This is a genomic window from Candidatus Erwinia haradaeae (genome assembly GCF_900698935.1).
Lineage (GTDB): Bacteria > Pseudomonadota > Gammaproteobacteria > Enterobacterales > Enterobacteriaceae > Erwinia_E > Erwinia_E haradaeae_D.
On sequence record NZ_LR217715.1, the window covers coordinates 70,663 to 97,191 of the forward strand.

Consider the following 26,529-nt stretch of genomic DNA (forward strand, 5'->3'; position numbering starts at 1 on the left):
CATTAACGTTTATGAGCAGTGCTAGAGTATGAATTGCATTAGTATTATGGTCCATTATCGACAATAGGGTAGATAGTCACAGACTATTATGCAGATAGTATTTTATCACGTGTCTCTATTAGTTTAGCTAGTTTGAATGTGTGGTCTCGTAGATGTTGTTTTTCTTTAATAATAATTGCTTCTGGAGCCATCCTGATAAATTCTTTATTATCTAGTTTGATACGGATTTTATTTATTACGACCTCTAACTTTATTATTGCTTGTGTGGTGCGGTCTAGTTCAATCGTTTTATCTACTACATCAACTACAGGAATGAATATTTCTGTCTCATCTATTAATTGAGTAAAAGAAAGCGGTGGTTCTGTATGGGTAGGCAGAATTTGGATTGTTTGTAAATAAGAAATTGCTTGGATTAATTGACTGTTATCATGCACGCGACGTATTATATTAGCGCAACTAGTACGAATTAATACATCTAATGGATGAGTTGAAGAGATATGATTTATCTTACGCATACTGCGTATGGCAATAATGACTTTTTTAATCCATTCCATATCCTCCAAAGCTGTGTCATTTACTTGACTTATAGAGAATATAGGTACTGCTTGCAACATAATAGTCTCATCTTTAATATTTTGGATAATTTTTACTCGCTGCCAAATAGTTTCAGTAATAAATGGAATCAGTGGATGTGCTAAGCAGAGTAAGTTTTTTAATATGTTTATTAAAGTATTACGTGTACCTCGTAACTGAGTTTTACTACCGTTTCGTAAGACTGTTTTTGTTAATTCAAGATACCAGTCACAAAATTGATTCCATATAAACTCGTACAGAATATTCGCAGCCAGATCAAAACGATATCTCTCTAAGGCTTCATGCCAAGCTTGTACTGTGTAGTTGAATTTTGCAAGGATCCAATGATCAGGTAAAGAGAGTTCTAGTTTTCCGCCATAAAAACCACAGTCATAGTTTTCGGTATTCATAAGCACGAACCGACTACCATTCCAGAGTTTATTGCAAAAATGACGGTAACCCTTTAGACGTTTCATATCCCAATTAATATCGCGTCCAGTAGATGCCAATGCTGCTAGGGTAAATCGCAGGGCATCGGTTCCGTGTGCCGCTATACCGTTTGGAAACTGTGTGGTCGTACGCTTATGAATTATTTCTGCTAACTTTGGTTGCATCATATTATTAGTACGTTTCTGGATTAATTCTGTGAGTGAGATACCATCGATCATGTCTAGTGGATCAATAATGTTTCCTTTTGATTTTGACATTTTCTGTCCTTCATCATCCCGGATCAAGCCAGTAATATAAACGATTTTAAATGGTATTTGAGGTTTTCCATTGATATCTTTTATAAAATGCATAGTGAGCATGATCATACGGGCAATCCAGAAAAAGATAATATCGAAACCGCTTACTAATACATCAGTGGGATGAAAGGTTTTTAGCTCTTTAGTATGGTGTGGCCATCCAAGGGTGGTAAATGTCCAAAGACTGGACGAGAACCAAGTATCTAAGACATCCATATCTTGGGTAAGGATCACGCTTGAGTTGAGATTATACTCTTTTCGCACCGTTTCTTCATCATGGGCAACGTAAACATTTCCAGACGTATCGTACCAGGCTGGGATGCGATGCCCCCACCATAGTTGTCGTGAAATACACCAATCTTGGATATTGTACATCCATGCGAAATACATATTCGTATATTTTTGTGGTACAAATTTAATATCCCCTTTTTCCACTGCCTCGATAGCTACCTTCGCCAGAGGGGACATGCGCACGTACCATTGTGTAGTTAACATGGGTTCTATTATAACACCACTGCGTTCCCCATGTGGAATTATGAGATTATATGGCTGGATATTGTCTAGTAGATTTTGTTTTCGTAGAGTATCGACAATGCTACTTCTAGCCTCAAATCTATCTAGTCCACGAAAATCTGGTGGTATATCAGAGGAGTAGACAGTAGATTTTTTACCAGTAGCATCATAAACTTTGGCATGGTTACGAATTTTCCCATTTTTTGTAAGGATATTAATCATCGGTAAGCGATGGCGTTGACCGATATCATAATCATTGAAATCATGACCGGGTGTGATTTTCACACAACCTGTGCCTTTATCTATATCCACATATTTATCGCCAATAATTGGAATGTGACGATGTAGTATGGGTAAAATTAAAAATTTTCCAATGAGATCTTTATAGCGTACATCTGATGGATGGACAGCTACCGCAGTATCGCCTAGTATTGTTTCTGGTCTGGTAGTGGCGATAATGACATATTTTTGATTACTTGAAGTTTTGACACTATTGGCAAGCGGGTAACGAATATACCACATAGAGCCTTTTTGTTCAATGTTTTCTACTTCTAGGTCGGAGATAGCAGTGCATAATATTGGGTCCCAGTTAACTAAACGTTTACCGCGATAGATAAGTTTTTCTTTATATAGACGAATAAACACTTCTTTTACTGCATGAGTGAAGCCTTTGTCCATCGTAAATCGTTGACGCTCCCAGTCAATAGAATTACCTAAGCGGCGCATTTGATGGGTAATTGTATTTCCAGACTCTTCCTTCCATTTCCATATTTGTTCAATTAAAGTATTACGATCATAATTTTGTAATAGTTTATTGTTTTCGTTTTTCAGCTTGCGTGTGACTAACATTTGCGTAGCAATGCCTGCATGATCAGTACCTGTTTGCCATAGGGTATTTTTGCCCTGCATTCGATGGTATCGGATCATAGTGTCTATGAGGGTATGTTGGAAAGCATGACCTAGATGTAAGCTACCTGTTACATTGGGAGGTGGTATCATTATGCAAAAATTTTCTTGAGATGGGTTATTATATGGTTTAAAATACCCTTTTTTTTCCCAAAATGTATAAATTTTTTGTTCAATGTCTTGTGGATTGTATTTCTTTTCCATTTTTACGATGTCTTAGAACACATGTAGTGTGTCTATGTGTTAGTCGATGTAAGCTGAATAAATATGCATTCCACTTTAATTATTACACGTAGATGCATGTTATGTCCGTAATAAATAGTATCATAGGTAGGTTTTTTACTTTATCTTTCCCCTATTTTTAGATAAGAATATTACTTTATGGTGCCGAAGGCCGGAATCGAACCGGCATACCTATCGGTGGTTGATTTTGAATCAACTGCGTCTACCAGTTTCGCCACTTCGGCTATTTGCAGGAAATACACACATGACCATATTGTCTATCGTATTATTTTTTCTTATTAGCTGCAACTTAATTTGATGTTTTAACTGGTGAATATTTATGATTACTTATAAGTAACTCATCATATGCGAATGAGGAAGAGATTAAATTAATGATTAAGTATTGCAAAAGACTATCATGGATAATTTTAAAAGTCCTTGCTGATATTATATCTCTGTAATGCATTTTAATCACAACCCTGAATTGTATCTAGATTATGCGCTATGAGATAGCGGCTAAAATTATATATTATATTAAGACATATTTGAGAGTAAGACGGTACCAAATTTTATTTGGTGTTGCACTGTGTTTCATGATTAACAGGTGTTATGTAAAGACAGCTGTCATATTTTTATTCAACCATATAATGGTTGAAGTACAGCTGAGAAAGTTTAAAAAAACGTGTCTATACTTAATAAGTATTCTCGATTTTGTGCAGAAATAGCGTATTAGAAAATGATTTTTCTACTTAACAAAGCTCAATACAGTATACTGAACCTCTGTTTGTAATTTTTAAAATTTGTCTGTTGTTATTATAAGGATATTCTTGGTTCAGAATCCAAGAAAACAGGTAGTAGAATACAGGGTTATTTATTATAATTATAGTTATCATGTTTTAAATGATCGTATCAGCATACTATTTAATATGTTTGTTTGACAGTATTTGAAAGTCAAGGGATACAGTTCTTATTAAAGATTTAGAAGCTATCACCAGATATGTAAGGTTTGCTGCGAACTGCTCTATCATTTCTTATATCAAGATAGGATTGCGTTTAGTGATACAAAAGTTTTAATCTATAGGTCTATAATTTTAATTATTAGTACATAGATGAGTATGCTTATCTCTCCTATAAATTGATAGTTATCACGCTATATAGAATGAAAATATTCTATATATTGCCGCAAATACATGACTATTAATAGAATCCTATAGCCACTGGAGAGAATAAAAATGCTATGTGCATACGATAAATTAAATATTTAGCATTGTAAGGATCTAGTAGATTTTTATCGTTTTTCATTAGACATGATTTAGTGCCATGTCCTTAAATTATAGCCTCGTGATTGCTAGTCATAAGTCTGGTGTTTTTATCAATAGCTGTTTAAAGCAGTGTTTAAAATTTTATTACTGTGGAAAAGATTTTTATATCTAAAATCAATTCTGAAATGGTTGTGCTTGACCTTTTCACCCATGGGTTCTCCAGTTCTAAGATAAAATCTTATTTTCCATTATATGTTTAATGGTATGAAACAACCATGCTTCTACCCGTTGATATTTACGACTATCTTGATTGGAACCAGTTGTCTCTGTATTGCTTATCATGTAATGGAAATAAGTATAAAGTAATATATTATAGTGTTTGATTTCTGTCGGAGTATGCTATGCTATGCTAGCGTGCGATAGATGCCACCTAAGTTCATTCAGTTTAAATTGAGATTGCTCATCAATGATCTAGAGTCGACCATAAAAGCATATATTATTATGTGCCAGTTACGTTAAAGTATGTACCACACCTTAAGGCGAGTATTGTATAGAATCAGCTGCTTATAGAATTATAGAGTAGAAAACTAATGAAATGAAAAATCATAATAGTTTATTAGGGTAGATGCCATACATAGATATTTATTATTCAAGGTACTTAAGGTAAACAGTTGCAATATACGATATGTTATATCAGATTTTTATTGCGTAGCATGTTACACCTTCATAACCGTGCACAGTAGATAGTCTATGTGTTTTTAGGAAAATAATTTCTATACATCTCATATAGGTGTATATAGATCACGTAGATGTTCTTCATTGGTGTTTAGATTTATGTGTACGGCATCTTGTATTGATTTGGAACAGATGTTGTTTATTAATGCTAAAGTGATACATTGTGAGGTTTTTAGACAGTTAAGCATATGTACTCATTACATGAATTTACTCCACGATTACTGCACATTAAAAAACATTTAATGCCTTTTATCGAAGGAAGATAATTTCTTGTATATCTAGATAGCTTATTTATAAAATTTGGTGGATAGCCGCTATGCATATACAATATACAAGAAAGGTTTTTACGGCGGCTATAGCGGCTATAGTTCTCGCGTTTTTTTTGTTAATTATTAAACTGGGTGCGTGGTGGTACACGGGATCGGTGAGTGTCTTAGCCGCCTTGGTTGACTCGTTAGTGGATATTGCTGCTTCATTAACTAATTTATTAGTAGTGCGCTACGCTATGCAGCCCGCTGATGCTGAGCATGCGTTTGGTCACGGTAAGGCAGAATCTCTCGCAGTACTTGCTCAAAGCATGTTTATTTGTGGGTCAGCTCTTTTTCTTCTTTTGACAGGTTTGCAGCACATTTTTTCTCCTCGAGAACTAAAGGAACCTATAGTATTAATTATAGTCACAATGCTATCTCTTGTGTCGACATTATTGCTAGTCACTTTTCAGCGCTGGATTGTACGTCAGACTCAGAGCCAGGCTATACGTGCAGACATGCTACATTACCAATCAGACGTCGTTATGAATAGCGCTATCTTATTAGCTATTGTTTTAAGTTGGTATGGTTTTTATTGGGCGGACTCCTTGTGTGCGCTTAATATTGGTTTATGGATTTTATATTCTGCATGGCACATGGCTTATGAAGCGATTCAGGTTTTGTTAGATCGCGCTTTGCCTGTCGCCGAGCATGAGGCGATTGTGAATCTTGTATCAACGTGGCCGGGTATATGCGGTGCGCATGATATTCGTACTCGTCAATCGGGTCCAACACGTTTTATTCAGTTTCATTTAGAAATGGATGATGAATTGCCGTTATTGGCAGCGCACATGCTATCTGATCAGATTGAACAAGCATTATTGGCTAAGTTTCCTGGTTCTGATGTGCTTATTCATCAGGATCCTCGTTCCGTGGTATCTCAAGATCTGTGAAGGTGTATGTTAGAAATACCAGTTTTTATGTATAATAATGTCTAGCTTTATATTATTGGTAATCATTATCGGTGGAGTTATGGTTAGAGCGTGTAAGTTAGCATCGACTGATTGTAGGTAGTAAAAATATATTATGAAGTAGAGAAATGGTATAAAATTAATACAATTGATTGTATCAATCTACATTATTACATTAATGACATTCACCCCCAGGATATTTTACTACACTGAGTATTTTTAGATGAGAACTCTGGAGCTTTAATTTTTATCTGTTGTAGTCTAGTTCGTAGAAGTTTAGGTGTTTAATATGATGATTGTTTGTGCTTTGAATGAGTTAATATTATTAAATACAAAGGTTTTAACGTATGCCTATTTTTTGTCATCCATCTGTAAATTGCTTGCATCTTTAAACAAAGAGGTTTCATGATCAATAAAATCGGTATATTAACTAGTGGCGGAGATTCTCCAGGTATGAATGCGGCTATTCGAGGTGTTGTGCGTACCAGTGTTAGCGCAGGGCTAGAGATTTTTGGTATTTATGATGGTTACCTAGGGCTGTATGAAGATAGGATGGTCATGCTGGATCGATATAGCGTATCAGATATAATCAACAGGGGTGGAACATTTTTAGGATCTGCGCGTTTTCCAAGTTTCTGCTCTAACGATGTGCGCAATATTGCAATCAGTAATATGAAAAAACGCGGTATTGATGCTTTAGTAGTGATTGGCGGTGATGGTTCGTACATGGGCGCGAGATCTTTAACTGAAATGGGCTTTCCTTGTATAATGTTACCAGGCACTATCGATAATGATGTCGCTGGTACTGATTACACTATTGGATATTTTACCGCACTCGAAACGGTAGTTGAGGCGATAGATAGATTACGCGACACCTCCTCCTCTCATCAACGGATTTCTATTGTGGAGGTGATGGGGCGATATTGCGGCGATTTAACTTTAGCAGCTGCAATTGCGGGTGGTTGTGAATTAATTGTCTTACCGGAAATCCCTGAGACCCGTGAAAAATTAGTACATGAGATACAGGATGGTCTTTCTAAAGGGAAAAAGCATGCCATTGTAGCTATTACAGAGCATATTTGCGATATCAATCAGTTAGCAAGCTATATTGCAAAAAAAACTCAGAGAGAAACACGTGTTACGGTGCTAGGGCATATTCAGAGAGGCGGTGTACCAGTGGCTTATGATCGTATTTTAGCATCAAGAATGGGGGCTTATGCCACTGAATTGTTATTAAGTAATTGTTTCGGTTATTGTGTTGGAATACAAAATGATCAGATGGTACACCATACTCTGAATGGTATGGTTGAAAACATGAAGCGCCCATTTAAACGTGATTGGTTGGAGATTGCTAAAAAATTATATTAATGCATTATGATGTAATGTTGTTGAAGGAAGTGTTATTATATAGATATTTTTAGTGTTATTAGTTTTGATACTTCATTCGCCTGCACACTCAACAGTAATAATTATACCAAAATTCTTTTATTTAAAGATATGATTTTTATCATACATAGCACATGAAGATATTTTTCGATAATTCTGTGTCATTATCTGATTATGCGCTTTTAAGCATAAAGACTTAAATGCTATTATCTTCATTGAATAGCATGTTACTACAATAAGAGATTTGTGTACTGGGGTTGATATGGTTTTTAATGATAGAATCTGGCGATTTATAAATTTATGAATAACATAGTTTTATAATGCATTAAACATAAAATTTACATCGATTCTAACATACATGATACAGGATGTCGGATGAGGGAAAAGGTTATAAAATTGTATTTTATGTTTTGATGTATGATGTTGAATAAAGATTGTATCATTTACTAGATGATATGTTTTAGTTTTAATTAAAATTTTAGGAGTTAGGTGGAACATAAGAGTTTTTGTTTTATTTTTTCAAACGGAATGGTTGCATAAAATAGCTAAGATGTATGATAATAAATCATGTGCTTGATATATCACCAGCGCGAGAGTGTATTATAATATACAAATTTTATTTTGTATTGTTTGTGATATAGACATGCAGTCTAGATATGTCTATGTTTTCGTAGTGTATTATGTGTGTTAATATTTTTTGATATGATACTACATCATCATTCAGATTAATACATCGTTATTTTTTCTAGTTATATGTGTTGATTTTATCTTTACCCGTACTGATGGTAAAATACAAATTATTTGATTATACATGATAACATCATCATCATGGAATGCCATTGGATATATTTATTTTATTTTTTGTAATATTTATATATTTTTAATAAAATAATATAGTAACACTAGTGGTGAGTCAAGCATAGTTTTTTATTAGACTCTAGGATGAGCACATTAGAAGCAATGAGCGCATTAGAAGATAAAGATATTGAAATCTCCTGTTTTATAGGGGTGCTAGAACGCGGTGCTTCATTGAAATTTTGTATAATATTCAAAAGAGAGATATTCTCAGTATGATTTTCATGTATATGAGGTTTTTACTACTAACGATAGTATGCTCTAGTTAGTTTTTTTTAAATGCCGTCACCAAATTCAAATCCTGGAAATGCTTTATTAAAGTGTGGATCGATTTTAATCGATTGCATGTTATTATTTTGTTTTTTTCTCACAATATTCGCTGGGACACCAGCAACAGTCGTATGAGGAGGTACTGGTTGTAGAACTACGGATCCGGCTCCAATTTTAGCCCAACGTCCTATTTCAATATTTCCAAGAATCTTAGCACCTGCACCAATCATGACCCACTCATGTATTTTTGGATGACGATCCCCGCTATCCTTGCCTGTTCCTCCAAGCGTGACTGATTGTAGAATGGACACATTATCTGCGACAATGGCAGTTTCACCTATAACAATTCCGGTAGCATGATCAAGCATGATGCCTCGGCCAAGTTTTGCTGCAGGGTGAATGTCCACAGAAAAGGACACGGAAGTTTCGTTTTGAAGATATCTGGCAAGATCACGACGACCTGTATTCCACAGCCAGTGGGTAATACGATACGCCTGTAAGGCGTGGAATCCTTTGAAATATAGTATTGGTGTGGAATATTTATCAACTGTCGGGTCGCGGTGACGTGTTGCATAAATATCATAGGCGGCGGACATAATCATAGATTGATCTGTTTGATATGCATCCTGTATGATTTCACGCAGAGTGGTTGCTGGGATAATGGGGCTTGCCAGTTTATTAGATAGCATATAGCTCAAGGCATGACCAAGATCTGTATGTTGTAATAGAGTGGTGTGATAAAATCTACTTAGCATTGGCTCGGATGCAGATAACTTATATATTTCTGTTTTGATATGATCCCAAATATGTTTAGGTTCTACATATAACATCACTGTGTTCTCCAAGAAAAATTTAGCATCCTCCGCTATTGATGTTGACTCAGTAGCTTTCATTATAGCCGCTATTATTTTCATCTTTACTTTTACGACAAAGTAAACTGTATGCAGCCTCTCTTGCATTTTTTCCACAGTATAATACTCGGTAGACTTGTTCGGTAATTGGCATTTCAATGTTATGGCGTATAGCAAGTGTATAAATCTCTTTTGTGTTGTGCCAACCTTCAACAATCTGTCCTATAGATTTTTTAGCGTTATGAATATTACTTCCTTGACCTAACAGAATGCCAAATCGCCGATTACGAGATTGGTTGTCTGTGCAAGTTAACACTAAATCCCCCAATCCTGCCATACCCATAAAAGTAGAGAGATTAGCATGTAAAGCTAAACCTAATCGACTCATTTCTGCTAAACCTCTTGTTATTAATGCAGCGCGGCTATTTGCACCAAATCCCAAACCATCAGACATCCCAGTGCCAATAGCAATTACATTCTTTACTGCTCCACCCAGTTGAACACCTATTAAATCTGGATTACTATACACACGAAAGTTTGTATTAGTGTTGAATAACTGCTGTATTTCTGCAGAAAATATCTTATCGGTTGCTGCTAGAGTCATTGCGGTTGGTAAACCTTCTGCAACTTCTTTAGCAAAAGTTGGGCCTGATAATACAGCTAATGGAATAGTATCTCCGAGTATTTCCGATGCGATGTTTTGTAGCAATCGCCCTGTGTTGTGTTCTAACCCTTTTGTTGCCCAAATTATACGCGAATCAGCACGTAGATATGGTTTTATTTTTTGTAACATGTCGCCAAACACATGGCTTGGGATAACTAATAGTACATTCCGACTAGACGCGATGGCTTTCATTAGGCTAGTTTCGATTAGTAATGTTTTTGGAAAAGGTACATTAGGAATGACATCTCGGTGAGAGCGATGCACTTGTAATTGTGTTTGGTGAGATGGATTGTGCCCCCAGAGTGTTACTTTTTGGCCATTACGGGCCAGTGCAATCGCTAATGAACTACCATACGCACCAGCGCCAATAATGCTTATTATAGATTGATAATGGTTCATTTATGTACCTGCGGATGGTGTTGTATTTGTTGTGTTGTGTGTGTTGTTAATAAAAAGCTCCTCAAAATTAATTGGTTCTAGGTGCAGAACGGGAAAAGTACCACGTCCGATTAAGTTAGCGATGCATTCACGAGCATATGGAAACAAGAGATTCGGACAGTATGCACCTAAGCTGTGTGCTATTTCTTTTTGTTCCATGTTTCTAAGAGAGAAAACACCACCTTGTTGTACTTCACACAGAAACGCGGTGTTTGCAGAAATATTAGCGATAACAGTGATTTGTAATACTACCTCATACATGTCATCCATTAACTGAACAGAAGTGGTGTTTATATTTAATTTAATTTCAGGATTCCAATAGCTCTGAAAGATTTGGGGCACGTTTGGCGCTTCAAAAGAGATGTCTTTAGTGTAAATACGATGGATCTGCACACATCTCTTATTAGGATGTTGTTCTAACATAGCAATGTATAACCCTATTATATTTAATAGATGCATAGGAGGTCGCAGAGTGCGAGCACACAAGTACGGTACTATTTTTCGTTTTGCATGTAGCCATGCTTATATTGCATGTATTTGATTTTTTAATGCAAGCATTAAGATAGAGTTATTGCAATAGGTATCGGATGAAGGATGCAAGTTATCTACTCACAATTTTAATCAAATAGTGCTTAAATAATGGTTCATTTGTTATAAAAACGCATTTTATATATTAAATGATAGTTCGTATCCACATTACTACTTGACTCTATATTTAGAGTATATCGAGATATATACAGTTAGCCATTTACTAGTGCTTTTATTTGTTATATGTCACATCTGGCTTTCCTTATTAGTAGTACAAGCATGTATGGTGCATCTTTGTAATAGAGATTACAATCGGGACAAGACTATCTACCGTCATCATATGATAGTATTAAGAATACAAAATAGATTATCTTCTAAAAGAAGAGTTTATTTATATAAAGATTTTGTATTGACATTCATAAAATAAATACATATTAATGATCTTGATATGCTTTGTGAAATGTTTAAATGTTAGGTGTAAATAACGATCAGATAATAGTATTTTAGACAACTCTCACAGAGATGTATTTCATGAATTACAGGATTATTGAATAACTCATATTAGTATATGTTATGGTGATAGCGATCAGGTCAATAATTTAATTTATTATATACATAGGGTATGGCTAAAGCATTCATAGAAATATATGTGCTTCTAACATAGATTAATGATCTAGATCGTTGCATAGATCATATCGATATTATAGTCGTGCGTTAAGACAAAACATGATGTAGGGGGTCTTTAAGATAGATCCGTTAAGGGTGTATTGGGTAGGCTTAGAGAGTCTATGTTGAGAGGGGGTTACTGGTGTGCATAGATGGTCCAGGATGGCAGATTAGAATGTCTACAATAAAATATATGATATACGAATTCATAAAGTGGGAATTATGATATAATGATATACGAAAAAATGATGATATTTTTATTAGACTATAACGCTCATTAAGATTTAATTAACTTTAGTACCAGAGGTATACTGAATAGATCAAAAAAGTGGTGACATTTTTAAATATAAATGATTTTACGTAATGACCTCTCTCATCTCTGTTCATATCTTTTTAAAAAATATTATATATTATATATAGTTGATTGATAGTACTATGAAATATGTTGAAATTTGTTGTGCATGTGGAAGAGAGTCTCTTTGATGATACAAAATAGAGGACCAAATAGTTGCATCTCTAAAAGTATTTTGAGAGAGTCATGTCTTTAAAATATTTTATACATGGTTGTACATGGTATCCCTAATACTTCAGGAGTATTACGCAAGAGTATATACCTCTCAGGCAATGGGGGGATAAGGTAGTAAATTTCCGGACATATAAATATATGTACGATCAATAACATTCCACTCAAACATTTTAATTTTTGGACGCTAATGGTAATATATTCTATATTGTGTCTAGATATCATATATTGGATTGTAGAGCACTAGTACTCAGTACTCATTGTTTAATCATGATGTATTTGGTGATAAAATACATCAGATTAGAATATATTGTGTCTATAGACATTTTGAAGGTAAATTGGAGTACTATCATACAATAGTGACAAGGTTTCGCATCAGTGAAACGCATTAATAATGGCTATGATGATAGCAATTGTTTCTTTCACAAGCAGAATTCTTCAAAAAAACTGAAGATACGCCTCAGTATCAGGTGGTTTTTTATGTTATGATAGCGGGATCCCACTGAGTTTTTAGATTATTACTATCTACCTTTCTTGATAAGAAACTTATATGGCAGTATCTCCACAGATGTCGCCACAAGAGAATGCTCCATAAAGCGACAAAAATTAGGAATATCATGTATAGTAGCGGGATCATCTGAAAGAATAAGTAAGATATCTCCATCTTTTATATTACGCATAGTTTTGCGTATCATCATTAGGGGCTCTGGACATCGCAGACCCTGAGTATTAAGGGTGAATTGATGGGTCATGAATAGATCTTTCATTTTTATCCTTACATGTTAGTCATTAATAATTACTAGTTGTTATGTTAATAAGACATGCAAGCAAGAGAATAATTCAGTATAATTGCTATTTAATTTCGGATCTTCTCGTTAACGCAACTGATAGTTTGTGGAATCACTATAACCACAAAGGAATAATATGTATGATACGTTATACAATTTTGACATTGATGGCAGTATATCTGATCATTACTGGTGGTTGCTCTACTGTAGAGAAAGTAGTCTATCATCCGGATATTATACAGGGTAATTATTTAGTAGATAAGGATGTTAAAAAAATTCATATTGGTATGAGTCAAAAACAAGTGCTTGATATCCTAGGAACACCTAGTGTTAAAGACATTTTTGGTAAAAATATCTGGTATTATATTTGCCATATACCACTGAGGCATCATCCCATACGTCGACAAAAACTGACTTTAACTTTTAATAATAATGGGATCTTAACTCATATTAATGATTTGTGTATTGATTATAATGATCATAAATATCATGAGGAATCCTGAGTATGACCTGTGGAGGGTGACTATGGAGTTATATCAAGAAATGCCAAGTTAATCAATCCTCGAATTATACCATGTTTATCTATACAATATGAAAATATTTTGATATGTAAATACATAACTAAAACTAATGCACTTATTATACTGATAATAAAATTATCAAGTGATCGTCAGGGTTTTTATCTTCTCTAAGTGTTAGTATTATTTTCTTTTATGCATGTAAATAATTATAGTTATCTATTTTGTCTAGGGTAGATGTCTTACATAGATTTCTAGTCATCAAGAGGATATAGCAATGCTGTAAAAGATCAAAATATTCTTAAGGACGCCTCGATCCTTATGATACTATCTTAACATAACATAATATGTGGATGCTTTCACGCTATATGGATACAACGAGAGTACTGGGTCTGAGTCTCAACACATGAATTGATGTGTGTATTGATTGAGTGAATGTTCATTGTACAAGATGAGTACTATATTCAATTATAATCACAATACATCTGTTATTGGCAAGAATGCAATTGTATACGCAGAGGATCAGTGATGTTCACAGGAAGTATTGTAGCACTTTTGACGCCAATGGATAAAGCAGGTAAGGTATGTAAACACAGTTTAAAAACGCTAATTAATTATCATATTATGAATGGCACTTCTGCGATAGTGTCTTTGGGAACTACTGGAGAAGTAGTCACTTTAACTGACATTGAGCGTCATGATGTAGTTTTGTTGACATTAGAGATTGCGAATGGTCGTATTCCTATTATTGTAGGCACTGGGGTGCCTTCAACGACAGCTGCGGTTGTTTACACTCAACGCTTAGAAAATCTAGGCGTATCAGCTTGCTTAACTGTAACCCCTTATTATAATTGTCCCACCCAGGAAGGTTTGTATCAGCATTTTAAAACAATTGCTGAAAACACAAATCTACCGCAGATATTATATAATATTCCATTGCGTACTGGCGTAGACCTTTTGCCATCGACTATTGAGCGTCTTGTGCATTTTAAAAACATTATTGGTATTAAAGATGCGACTGGAAATTTATCACGTGTCACTCAGCTTCAACAATTACTTACAGAGGACTTTATGCTATTTAGCGGTGATGATTCTACTGCATTAGACTTTATAAAGTTAGGGGGACATGGAGTAATTTCTGTAACAGCAAACATTGCTGCGCGCCAGATGGCACAAATATGTGCTTTATCCAAGCGTGGTAACTTTTCTGAAGCATCTCTATTAAACCAGCAGCTAATGACTCTGCATCATGCGTTGTTTATTGAATCCAATCCTATTCCAGTAAAATGGGCTGCACAAAGACTAGGTTTAATAGAAACTGATACATTGCGTTTACCCATGACGCCATTAACTCACTCTAGCCGTGCGGTGATGGAGAAGGCACTGCAGAATGCTCAGCTTATATCAGTTCCGCGAGGGGTACCTTATTATGGCTAAAACAGGATATCAATATATTATTATACTGCCTTTAGTACTAATATGCACAATGTTTTTTTCTGCGTGTTCTACTGATCCTTATAAAATACATAAAGAAGTGCTTAGTAAATCTGAATCATCTTCCGGTCATTTGAAAGAGTTAAAATCTCCGCCTGGTATAGTCTTACCGATAACAAATGATTTTTGGTATGTTCCTTTTGTGCACCTTATCAGGAAACAAGATGCGCCGATAGATCTTCAACCTCCTCGACAAACCCTGACATCAGGGCATGATAACCACATGCATGTGTTTGGTAATGTGGGTACATTGGTGATTAATAACGCTGTTGGATCTAGTTGGCTACAAGTCGTAGATAGCATAAAAAAAGCGCATATATCTATTGTAGATCGTCGAGATGACCGACAAATTTTGTATACTGATTGGATACAGTGGCATGATGCGGCAGATACACAGTACTTCGGACGCTATAAAATTAGTGTGCACCGACATGGGAATCAAAATATTATCGTAGTAACTCTGGTGCATTTGAGAAAAAAAGACAATTCAGTGTATTCTTCTTCAAATATTCAGAAGTATACTGCACAAATGTTACATTATATCTCGTCAAGATTAGAACTGTATCAGGCCTACCATCCGGTACTAGAAAGTCTTTCGCGTAATGGTTTTCAAGATCGTGTTTATGTGACCAGTGGTACTGATTATGCTGGATTGCCTAATCTTATTCTACATGCTCCGTTTGATCACGCCTGGAGATGGTTACCGCATACTTTACAGAGCTTGGGTATGACCATAAAAGAGGATCATTATACGCAAGGACTCATGCAGATCAAATATAAATCCCTGCATAAGCAAGGATTTCATAAAGGCGTTGATGTGGATATGCATTTGAAAAATGGTGATTATAAAATACAGATCGGCGATTTAGGGACTCATAGCAGTATGCAATTCTTTACTATCGATGGATACCCATTATCTCGATATCAACATGAGGCATTAGTTAATGTTTTACAACAACTGGCATTGCAAAAGTAAATATTCGATACAGTTTATATCAGAGGGTCTCTGACACATCGATGTGCTATATACTTGGATTTATTTTCTGTTGTATTTTATGCATAAGATTGTATCATTTACGTAATTAACTACATAATTAGGATGTAACAATGCTGATATATCATATTACTCTTAAGCATTAAGCTCTTATTATTACATTGTGCACAATACCGATTGTATTGAGATAATTAAATATTAATATCAGTGCATGGAATATTTATTTCAGTTTATGGTAAGTTGCTCTTGAGTGTGTATATAGTACAGGTTCTAAACATAAGACATTCCGCTTAAGAATCATCGTGAACTTAATTTTGACAGAGTGCTCTAGCACTAATGGTTTTTGTTATCCGAGTACTGAAGATAATATTATGTATAGGTTTTTCTTTTTGATGTAGTTTTTGCAGACAAAAAACCAATTCTACAGATAATATACCAATGCATGATATGATTCTCTCAATGATTACTATATTGAGTGTTACAGCGTGTAAGAGGTATTTTATGATCTTTTTGTATAAAAATTTCTATTAATTAGCAAGACAATGAAGGTACATCTTCACCATAACTACATAATATAAATTATGATGTAGTAGCTTATAATGAGATTTCAGCATGTAAACATGATGCCATGGTAGTTCTTATATGTTACTAGAATATAATTTAGTCATGGTGTGAGATGGAACAACGATCTGCATAGCTTGGTATTAGAAAGCACTGTAAATTGCTTCTATAAATCCAATGCGCACGATCGTCTCGAGTCTATCAAACACCATTATCTCTTCACTCAGAGACGTAATTACGATCAAGAATATCTAGATTTTAAAGTGCAATCCATGCAAGACAGAATGTCTGCAGTAGATAAGAAATTTATTATTTGTTATTTATTATTTATTATTTAACGCTGAGTGCAAATCATGCAAAAAAAAGATGAGTTGTATCGAGGTAAAACAAAAACACTGTATCGTACTGATCATCCGCAGTTATTAATATTGGAATTTCGTAATGAAATTTCCGCGTTAGACGGGAAGCGCATCGATAAGTTTAAGCGTAAAGGACTTATCAATAATAAATTGAATTATTTTCTTATGTCCATATTACAACAAGCTGGCATACCTACCCAGATAAAAGAACTGTTATCTCATAGCACAACATTAGTCAAACACTTAAAGATGTTTCCTTTAGAATGTGTAGTAAGAAATTGCGCGGCAGGATCGTTAGTAAAACGTTTAGACATCCAAGAAGGTTTACCTCTCAATCCTCCAATTTTTGAGCTATTCTTAAAAGATGATCTCAGAAGTGATCCTATGATAAACACTTCTTACTGTGAGTCATTGAAATTAATAGACACTCAATTTTTATTGCAAGTTCGCACGCTAACACATCAAATTAATCGACTATTAAGTAAGCTTTTTCTTGAGAAAGATTTAATATTAGTGGATTTCAAGTTAGAATTTGGTTTGTTTAGAAATGCAGTGGTATTAGGCGATGAATTATCGCCTGATAGCATGCGCTTATGGGATAGAGCAACCTGTAATAAAATGGACAAAGATCTTTATCGTCAGAACCAATTAGGTCTAATGGAGGCCTATGCAGAGGTTGCAAATCGTTTAGGTGTAAAATTAGACTAATTTATTGTCATGTGAGGTGAAGTTCTCAATCAATGGTTGTGTAGGTATATAGTATGAGATAGTTTGGTTGAAGCGTTAGTGAGTTGCAATTAGTAATGTGAGAAAACAATAGATCAAGCAAAGAAACATATTGAGTCTCGTGATGCTGAGATATACACTTCATGATGTTGAGGGTATTAGTAAAAAACGAGGGCCTGAAGAAGAGTATCTGTACTATAAATAGGCTGGTAGTATTATTAATACGATTAATGTTTTTATGCTATATACGCTGTGTACAATATATCTGTTTCTTTTGATCTGTATTTTTATATACATGCTTCCGAGTTCTATATCATCATGGTATTGTTCACTTACAATATAGGATTAAAAAAATGGTTGGACATAATCCGCCAATAACTGGACGATGTACATCGTAATACTGATCAGCTGATGCAATCAAACATTAGCATGTATGATAATGCATAAGATGTTTTCAAATTGTGTGCGGATATTCTATATATAATATGATGATCCTCATAAAAATATTTTTATGGATTTTTATAATGAAACAAGCAAAGAAAGAAAAGAGCATATGACGTTTTTATTAAAAATAAGGTTAGCTTCATATCTTGACAAACACAGATTAAAGTATCTCTGTTCTAGATATTTATTTTATAAAAATTGGTAGTGGGCAGTAATAGACATTGTCATTTTATTTATCTTGTATAGTTTCAAAATGCGATTGACTTAGTGTATCGGCATAAAATGGTTTTTACATGAATGTCATGAGATTTAATTAAGATGTGTTTATACATGAATCTAAACGCTTTACTGATCGCTTTTAAATTTAAAGTTCAAGATAGTTGCTCAATATACTTAAGTGTATGTGGCAAAATGTCAAACAAGAGTGCATATTATTTACTGAGAGCGATGTAAGAGCGAATACACTCTAATTGATAACTATTCTTGAAGAGGTTTAAATGATTTATTTACTACGAATAAACATCTATTTATGTCGTTACTTGTAAGTAAAAATGTTGTAATGAGCATACTAGTTGATGATGTTACGAAATAACTCTTAAAAATTTTACTTAGTGCTGATAAGTATGATATTTATAATTAAAAAACCCGATGCGTAAATTTAGTGTCTAATAGATTTTGGTATTAACCACAGCAGGTTTCTCTTTGTTATAGTTTTTCTTTTTGTTTAGATGATCTAATACACACTCATACGAGTTTGGCTATCCTATATGTCTCAAAATCTTATCATAGCGAAATTTGGCGGTAGTAGTGTAGCTGATTATATAGCCATGAATAACAGCGCTGATGTAGTATTGTCTAACCCGGCGATACGCCTAGTAGTATTATCCGCATCCTCTGGGGTAACGAACCAGTTATTGATACTAGCGACAGGTCAAAATAAGAAGAAACGACTTAATGTATTGACTGAGATTGTTCGTATTCAATATTCTATCCTTGAGAAGATGCCTCATCATGCATTCATCTATGGTAAAATAAATGATATAATAGAGAAAATTAAGATTTTGTCTAGTATTGCAGAACGAGTCACTTCTTCTGAACTGACAGATGAGTTGGTAAGCTGTGGTGAATTAATGTCCAGTTTACTTTTTGTAGAGGTTCTGCGTCAGCGTAGAATGGACGCAGAATGGTTTGATGTACGCAGAGTAATGCGTACTAATGCGTGCTTTGGTTGTGCTGAGCCGGACATTGGAATTTTAGGAAAATTAGTAAAGCAGCAATTAAAACCGCTTCTTGAAGAAGCATTAATTGTAACACAAGGATTCATTGGGCAAGACAAAAAAGGTAGAACTACTACTTTGGGTCGTGGGGGAAGTGATTATACTGCAGCAATCTTAGGTGAAGCGCTACAAGTTAAAAGAATCGATATCTGGACTGATGTACCAGGTATTTATACGACGGATCCACATTTAGTTCCGTCTGCTAGACGGATTGATGAAATCACGTTTTCAGAAGCTACAGCGATGGCAATGTTTGGTGCTAAAATATTACATCCAGGAACTTTATTACCAGCAGTCCGTAGCGATATATCTATATTTATCGGCTCTAGTAAAAATCCGAAAGCTGGTGGAACAATAGTATCGCATAAGACTCACCATTTACCTACATTTCGCGCCTTAACATTACGTCGTAAACAGATTTTGCTCCAATGTCATGGCCTTAAGAGGTTATCAAGAAATTTTTTAGAAACAATATTGAAAATATTTATAGACTATCAGATTTCTATAGCATTTATGACGATTTCTAATGTAAGTTTATTATTAATGGTGGATATGAGCTATGCGTCTACAACAATAACTAGTCTACTTCGCAAATCACTTTCTTCAGAACTTTTATCATCATGCCGATTAGAAGTGGAAGATAATCTAGCATTGGTTTCAATCATCGGTAATTCAGCGTTTCAGACCCCTCGCATCAATCAAGAAGTATTACGTCTATTGGATTTCGTGAACATACGTATATTAGATGATGGTAATTTATCCGTGCTGTGTTTGCTGGTGCAAGATTATGATTCTGAACAAATAATAAAAATATTACACCGCAAGATATTTGAATAATTACTTGTGTATTAATACATATCTATTATGAGTTATCGTGCCTAATTCATTGATGATAAGTGATCTATTATCATGTATTGTTTAATATAATCTATGAGAGATATTTTGAATAAGAGTGTTCTTTCTACTACAATCGTTTCAAATTTTCACTATGGTGGATTTATCAGGTCTTTTTATCAAAGTATGAAATTCTTGAAGAATTCATCCATTTAAAATTATATGTCTGATCGTACAAGATACATATGATGTATCATTGTCTTTATATTAAGGTTTTGGTAGCATCAGTTGCAGTAGAATTTTTACTTATTTTAAATGCACAGCTATGTTATCTGAAGGTTGATGGCAGAGATGCAATGCAAGTATGATAATTTTTTTGATGTTTGGATTATGACGTGATGTATTATGTATGCATGTATTGCGATTAATTTTGTAGTATAGAAAATGTAAAATTGCTTCTTGCTGTGATAAGCGATAGAGTATTAAGAGATGGTATCATGATTTAGTAGATTAGATAGAAAAATGCTGTGCCAGAAATTAAGATTTAGTAACGTTGATGATAATGCAGAAGAATGTTGTTGTTATGGTTTAGAGAATGCGATGACCTGTGTAGACTAGATGTCTTAGAACGCTCATAATATAGTGATTAGGCGGTCATGTAATTTTTTGGTGTTATTTTTTTGGATAGCAGCATAGGTATTCTGTGTGGTTTTTAGTGTAGAAAAATATTTTTATTCTCATGAGCTCAATGAGTACGTAAGAATTTTATCTGCATATGTAGAATGATTATTCTAAGCACAGATACTAAAAAATGATATCTAATTTTTTTGATTTCACGGAAAAGTTTTATCAAACGAGATGGATTTGCAAATAGATTTCCCTGAACTGGATAATCAGATCTATTTCATGTGTTAAAAATGATTTTCTCTTAAGTATGGATGGTGGATGTTGTGTATATTATGTGATATGTCCGTTAGGAACGGTTCCATAGATAACAAGGTTATCGTAAAATAAGTTAGTCATCACCTTATGACATTAGAGATTATTTATATATCAACGTATGAGTGATCTATTAATTCAATATAGCGATACTTGAGATATAAAATGTTAAAAAAAATAGATGTGAACATCTTCTCTAATATGATGAACAGCACTTACAGTGTTAACTTTTTGAGTTCGTAAATATGTCTCCAATTATAGAAAGGGTTTTCAGCCAGTGTATATTTAGTGTGTGTTTTATGGTCGTAGCATGCTTCGGCTTGACTCTCTTGGCTATATCATGGTTTTTAGGTGAGAAAACAAGCGGACGATATACGCATACACCATTTGAATCTGGTATTGTTTCTGTAGGCAGCGCTAGGTTGTGTTTCTCTGTGAAGTTCTATTTAGTCGCTATGTTTTTTGTGATTTTTGATGTTGAGGCTTTATATCTGTACGCTTGGTCAACTTCTATTCGTGAAAGCGGTTGGATGGGATTTACTGAAGCCACTATGTTTATTTTTGTTTTACTTGTTAGTTTATTTTATCTAATACGTATTGGCGCCCTTGACTGGTCTCCAATGAGTCGCACAATAGATATAAAGAAAACAGCTATATCGCATGATTTATCAGATACTGCACATACTCATACATACAAAGATTCATGAATTTAGATTCAGAAGGGCACAGCATATGGATTATACTTTAACGAGACCTGATCTCAATGGCGAGAACAATCGTTATCCTTTGCATCACAAAGAAGTAGGCGTCACTGATCCATTAGAGAAATATGTACATAAGAATATTTTTCTTGGAAAGCTATCACATCTTATACATGACACAGTCAATTGGGGGCGAAAAAATTCTCTTTGGCCATTTAATTTTGGTTTATCTTGTTGTTATGTAGAAATGACTACGTCATTTACTGCAGTGCATGACATTGCTCGATTTGGGTCGGAAGTGATTCGTATATCACCACGACAAGCCGACTTGATGATCATAGCAGGTACTTGTTTCATTAAGATGGTTCCAGTCATACAACGCTTATATGATCAAATGCTTGCACCAAAATGGGTTATTTCCATGGGGGCCTGTGCAAATTCTGGTGGTATGTATGATATATACTCAGTAGTACAAGGTGTAGATAAATTTCTACCAGTAGATGTATATATCCCGGGTTGCCCACCACGTCCAGAATCTTACATACAAGCGTTATTACTATTACAAGAATCAATTGGTAAAGAGCGGAGACCATTATCATCTATAATGAGCGATCAAGGTGTTTACCGTGCTAACATGTCATCAGAGCGAGATAGAAAGAATGCAGAACGTATTGCTATGACAACTGCACGTATACCGGATGAAATTTAATTCTATACACAGATGATGGTGTCGATATGTATTAATAAAATTACATTTTTAATTTTTAGCATATTGTGTGACGAAATAGGTAAGATTCTGATATTAGTAGCATGATGTGCATATGACATGTAAGTTGAGTGAACTAGAAAATAGTGAATAATCTATGAGAGATTCAAGTAGAAAAGATTTTGTACAGACAACATGGAGGAATAAGGATCATCAAGATGATCCGCTAATCAGTGAACTCCATCACCATTTTGGCGCGCATGCTTTTATTCTACAAGCTACGCGTATCGGTATACAAGTAGTTTGGGTGCAACGTGAACAGTTTCTCAAAATTATTGCATTTCTTTATAAGTTATTTAAACCATATATACTGTTGTATGACTTACATGGAATGGATGAGCGCCAAAGAATGCATCGTATTGGTTTGCCGCAAGCAGATTTTTCTGTGTTTTATCATCTAATTTTGATCAAACAAAATCGAGATATAATACTTAAAATAGCGTTATTTGAAAATGATTTACATGTGCCAACTATTAGTAATATTTTTCCAAACGCTAATTGGTATGAACGAGAAACATGGGAAATGTTTGGTATCAATATTATTGGCCATCCTCATCTCACGCGCATCCTCATGCCACAAAGTTGGCAAGGACATCCACTACGTAAAGATTACCCAGCTCGTGCGACTGAATTTGATCCCTTTGAGCTTACTAAACAAAAAGAAGATTCGGAAATGCAATCTCTGCTTTTCCATCCAGAACATTGGGGCTTAAAGCGCTCTAACGCTCATGAGGATTTTATGTTTCTTAATCTTGGCCCGAATCATCCTTCAGTGCATGGAGCGTTTCGTATTATTCTTCAGCTTGATGGCGAAGAAATTATTAATTGCATACCAGACATTGGTTACCACCATCGCGGTGCAGAAAAAATGGCTGAACGCCAGTCTTGGCACAGCTACATTCCTTATACTGATCGTATTGAATATCTCGGTGGTTGTGTTAATGAACTACCTTATGTTTTGTCAGTAGAAAAATTAGCTGGTATTAGTGTGCCAGAGCGCGTTGAAGTCATGCGCGTGATGCTATCGGAGTTATTTCGTATTAATAGTCATTTATTATATATCTCGACTTTTATTCAAGATGTTGGCTCTATGTCACCAGTATTTTTAGCCTTCACGGATCGTCAAAAAATTTATAATATAGTGGAGGCAATTACTGGCGCACGTATGCACCCGGCTTGGTTTCGAATAGGGGGAGTGGCAAACGATCTTCCTAAAGGATGGGAGCAACTACTTCGTGATTTATTGAATTGGTTACCCAAACGTTTGAGAACATATGAGAAGGTTGCTTTAAAAAATTCCATATTAATCGCGCGTGCTAAAGATGTGGCTGCGTATAATATGGAGGAAGCATTAGCTTGGGGTACTACTGGTGCAGGGCTGCGGGCTACTGGTTTAGATTTTGATGTACGCAAGTGGCGCCCTTATTCTGGTTATGAAAAGTTTGATTTTGAAGTGCCTATTGGTCATGGTGTCAGTTGTTCTTATACTCGAGTTCTCCTTAAGATGGAAGAAATACGTCAGAGTATGCGTATTTTAGAACAATGCTTGCATAATATGCCAGAGGGCTCCATTAAAGCTGATCATCCACTAACCACACCACCACCTAAAGAGCGAACTTTGCAGCATATTGACACTCTCATCACTCATTTTCTTCAGTTGTCATGGGGTCCGGTAATACCAGCTAATGAATCTTTCCAGATGATAGAGGCGACGAAAGGGATCAATAGTTATTATTTAACTAGTGATGGAAATACGATGAGTTATCGTACTCGTATTCGTACACCAAGTTTTCCACACTTACAACAAATTCCATCGGTTATTAAAGGAAGTTTAGTGTCAGATTTAATTGTGTATCTTGGTAGTATTGATTTTGTTATGTCAGATGTGGATCGCTAATTATGTATAGTAAAAGGATTAAAATTCATACACTGTACGAATCTGATGATAGTACGATCAGCGATCGAGAGCGTGATTCTATAATGCATGAGAAGGATTTCTATGAAGATACGCGTGCGATTGTAATTGAAGCGTTAAAGATTATACAGAAAGAGAGAGGCTGGGTATCCGATATTCTGATTAAAGATATCGCACATATTTTAGATCTTCCCGTCAGTGATGTAGAGGGGGTTGCAACGTTCTATAGTCAAATTTATCGTAGACCAGTCGGTCGTCATATTATTAGATACTGTGACAGTGTGGTGTGCTATCTTATGGGATATGAGATTATTTTGTCTACGCTCGAAGACTGCTTGCACATTCAGCCTGGACAGACTACAAACGATCAGCGTTTTACATTACTACCAACTTGTTGCTTAGGAAATTGTGACAAGGCACCAACAATGATGATTGATACAGCAACATACGGAAATCTTACGTCTGAAGATATTAGTATACTACTGGAAAAGTACGAATGAAACAGGTGAAGCGTACTGCTTATACCCATCCTTTAACTTGGCGTATGCGAGAAGATAGGGGTCCCGTTTTTCTAGATGAATACCGCAAGAAAAAAGGGTATTATGCTGCAGAAAAAGCGTTAACAGTGATGACGGCCAGTGCAGTGGTTGCATTAGTACATCAATCTGGTTTAAAAGGACGTGGTGGTGCAGGTTTTCCCACTGGATTGAAATGGCGTCTCATGACAAAAGATGTATCAGGCAACTTTAGATACTTGTTATGTAATGCAGATGAAATGGAGCCTGGAACTTATAAAGATCGTTTACTCATGGAGCAAATGCCACATCAATTAATAGAAGGGATGTTAATTAGTGCTTATGCATTGCATGTATATAGAGGGTATATTTTTCTTAGAGGTGAGTATGTTCAAGCCGAAGTAAATTTACGTCGCGCTATTGCAGAAGCAAAAGAAGCAGGATTTTTAGGAAATGATATTTTCGGCACTCACTTTCATTTTGATCTTATCATTCATACTGGAGCGGGTCGTTATATTTGTGGCGAAGAAACAGCCTTAATCAATTCCTTAGAAGGGCGTCGCGCGAATCCAAGATCTAAACCTCCCTTTCCATCCGTAATAGGGGTATGGGGTAAACCAACATGTGTGAATAACGTGGAAACACTTTTTAATATTCCAGCAATTATTGATCATGGTGTAGAGTGGTATACAAATCTCTCAAAGAGCCCTGATGCAGGAACAAAACTGATGGGTTTTTCTGGTCGAGTCAAATATCCAGGCGTATGGGAGCTTCCGTTTGGTACGACTGCACGCGAAATCCTTGAAGAGTATGCTGGTGGTTTGTGTGACGGATTCAAACTTAAAGCATGGCAACCAGGGGGCGCGAGTACTGATTTTCTTATTGAAAAGGATCTGGATTTACCTATGGAGTTTTCAAGCATTAGTCATGCTGGCAGTCGTCTAGGCACGGCGCTGGCAATGGCTGTGGATCATAAGATCAACATGGTATCTTTAGTGTATAATATAGAAAAATTCTTTTCTCGTGAATCGTGTGGTTGGTGTACACCTTGTCGGGAGGGATTGCCTTGGAGCGTAAAAATCTTACGAGCTTTAGAGCAGAAGAAAGGGCAATCTGGAGATATTGAACTGTTATTATATCTTTGCAGACATCTGGGACCTGGTAAAACTTTTTGTGCCCACGCTCCTGGTGCTATTGCCCCATTGCGGAGTGCTATTAAATATTTTCATGAAGAGTTTGAAGCAGGTATACTATAGGCATATCAAGAAAGTCAATATGGTGAGATGCGTGTAATTTGTGTGATGTACACTTACTTAATCAATGTCATATTGAAATTGTGCC

The 26,529-nt window shown here is 35.2% G+C and carries 16 protein-coding genes, 1 tRNA gene and 1 pseudogene; 12 read left to right on the top strand and 6 right to left on the bottom strand.

Going from position 1 to position 26,529, the window contains the following annotated elements:
- Positions 1-86: 86 nt before the first annotated feature.
- Complete coding sequence (locus ERCIKOCA2762_RS00220) at positions 87-2,942, bottom strand: valine--tRNA ligase (protein WP_157988233.1); 2,856 nt, start codon at positions 2,940-2,942, stop codon at positions 87-89.
- Positions 2,943-3,120: 178 nt separating this feature from the next.
- Positions 3,121-3,205, bottom strand: a tRNA-Leu gene (locus ERCIKOCA2762_RS00225).
- A 2,068-nt stretch (positions 3,206-5,273) separates the two neighbouring features.
- Between ERCIKOCA2762_RS00225 and fieF the strand changes: the two genes are divergently transcribed.
- Both fieF and pfkA read left to right on the top strand, forming a co-directional pair.
- Complete coding sequence (fieF, locus tag ERCIKOCA2762_RS00230; RefSeq protein WP_157988234.1) at positions 5,274-6,158, top strand: CDF family cation-efflux transporter FieF; 885 nt, start codon at positions 5,274-5,276, stop codon at positions 6,156-6,158.
- Positions 6,159-6,581: 423 nt separating this feature from the next.
- Positions 6,582-7,544 carry a 6-phosphofructokinase gene (gene pfkA, locus ERCIKOCA2762_RS00235; RefSeq protein ID WP_157988235.1) on the top strand — a complete coding sequence of 321 codons (963 nt, stop codon included), beginning with the start codon at positions 6,582-6,584 and terminating at the stop codon, positions 7,542-7,544.
- Between the two features lie 1,148 nt (positions 7,545-8,692).
- Here pfkA and cysE read toward each other — a convergent pair.
- The 4 genes from cysE to tusA form a co-directional block, all read right to left on the bottom strand.
- Positions 8,693-9,517 (bottom strand): serine O-acetyltransferase, encoded by an 825-nt coding sequence (cysE, locus tag ERCIKOCA2762_RS00240; RefSeq protein WP_157988753.1) that lies wholly within the window; start codon positions 9,515-9,517, stop codon positions 8,693-8,695.
- Between the two features lie 49 nt (positions 9,518-9,566).
- The gene (gene gpsA / locus ERCIKOCA2762_RS00245; protein WP_157988236.1) at positions 9,567-10,601 is read right to left on the bottom strand and encodes an NAD(P)H-dependent glycerol-3-phosphate dehydrogenase; all 1,035 of its coding nucleotides are present in this window, start codon (positions 10,599-10,601) and stop codon (positions 9,567-9,569) included.
- Entirely contained in the window at positions 10,602-11,063 is a 462-nt protein-coding gene (secB, locus tag ERCIKOCA2762_RS00250) for a protein-export chaperone SecB (RefSeq protein WP_157988237.1), read from the bottom strand.
- 1,815 nt (positions 11,064-12,878) lie between these two features.
- On the bottom strand, positions 12,879-13,124 hold the full coding sequence (tusA, locus tag ERCIKOCA2762_RS00255) for a sulfurtransferase TusA (RefSeq protein WP_157988238.1): 246 nt from the start codon (positions 13,122-13,124) through the stop codon (positions 12,879-12,881).
- Positions 13,125-13,285: 161 nt separating this feature from the next.
- Here tusA and bamE point away from each other — a divergent pair, with 161 nt between their 5' ends.
- The 10 genes and pseudogenes from bamE to nuoF form a co-directional block, all read left to right on the top strand.
- Positions 13,286-13,648 carry an outer membrane protein assembly factor BamE gene (gene bamE / locus ERCIKOCA2762_RS00260; protein WP_415017148.1) on the top strand — a complete coding sequence of 121 codons (363 nt, stop codon included), beginning with the start codon at positions 13,286-13,288 and terminating at the stop codon, positions 13,646-13,648.
- A 543-nt stretch (positions 13,649-14,191) separates the two neighbouring features.
- Positions 14,192-15,100: a 4-hydroxy-tetrahydrodipicolinate synthase gene (dapA, locus tag ERCIKOCA2762_RS00265; RefSeq protein WP_157988239.1), complete on the top strand. Its 909-nt coding sequence runs from the start codon at positions 14,192-14,194 to the stop codon at positions 15,098-15,100.
- Positions 15,093-16,133, top strand: coding sequence for an outer membrane protein assembly factor BamC (gene bamC, locus ERCIKOCA2762_RS00270; RefSeq protein WP_157988240.1), 1,041 nt, complete (start codon positions 15,093-15,095; stop codon positions 16,131-16,133). Before dapA ends, bamC begins: the two co-directional genes overlap by 8 nt.
- A gap of 932 nt (positions 16,134-17,065) precedes the next feature.
- Positions 17,066-17,779, top strand: a complete 714-nt coding sequence (gene purC, locus ERCIKOCA2762_RS00275; protein WP_157988241.1) for a phosphoribosylaminoimidazolesuccinocarboxamide synthase — start codon at positions 17,066-17,068, stop codon at positions 17,777-17,779.
- Between the two features lie 1,229 nt (positions 17,780-19,008).
- A complete protein-coding gene (lysC, locus tag ERCIKOCA2762_RS00280) occupies positions 19,009-20,355 on the top strand; it encodes a lysine-sensitive aspartokinase 3 (protein WP_157988242.1) in 1,347 nt (448 codons plus the stop codon).
- Positions 20,356-21,590: 1,235 nt separating this feature from the next.
- Positions 21,591-21,998: an NADH-quinone oxidoreductase subunit A gene (gene ndhC / locus ERCIKOCA2762_RS00285; RefSeq protein WP_232043099.1), complete on the top strand. Its 408-nt coding sequence runs from the start codon at positions 21,591-21,593 to the stop codon at positions 21,996-21,998.
- Between the two features lie 25 nt (positions 21,999-22,023).
- Positions 22,024-22,701, top strand: coding sequence for a NuoB/complex I 20 kDa subunit family protein (locus tag ERCIKOCA2762_RS00290; RefSeq protein WP_157988244.1), 678 nt, complete (start codon positions 22,024-22,026; stop codon positions 22,699-22,701).
- A 154-nt stretch (positions 22,702-22,855) separates the two neighbouring features.
- Positions 22,856-24,655: an NADH-quinone oxidoreductase subunit C/D gene (nuoC, locus tag ERCIKOCA2762_RS00295; protein ID WP_157988245.1), complete on the top strand. Its 1,800-nt coding sequence runs from the start codon at positions 22,856-22,858 to the stop codon at positions 24,653-24,655.
- Between the two features lie 2 nt (positions 24,656-24,657).
- Positions 24,658-25,173, top strand: coding sequence for an NADH-quinone oxidoreductase subunit NuoE (nuoE, locus tag ERCIKOCA2762_RS00300; RefSeq protein ID WP_157988246.1), 516 nt, complete (start codon positions 24,658-24,660; stop codon positions 25,171-25,173).
- Positions 25,170-26,438, top strand: a pseudogene (gene nuoF / locus ERCIKOCA2762_RS00305) (NADH-quinone oxidoreductase subunit NuoF); the annotation flags it as partial. The gene nuoE and the pseudogene nuoF, both read left to right, overlap by 4 nt.
- Between the last annotated feature and the right edge of the window lie 91 nt (positions 26,439-26,529).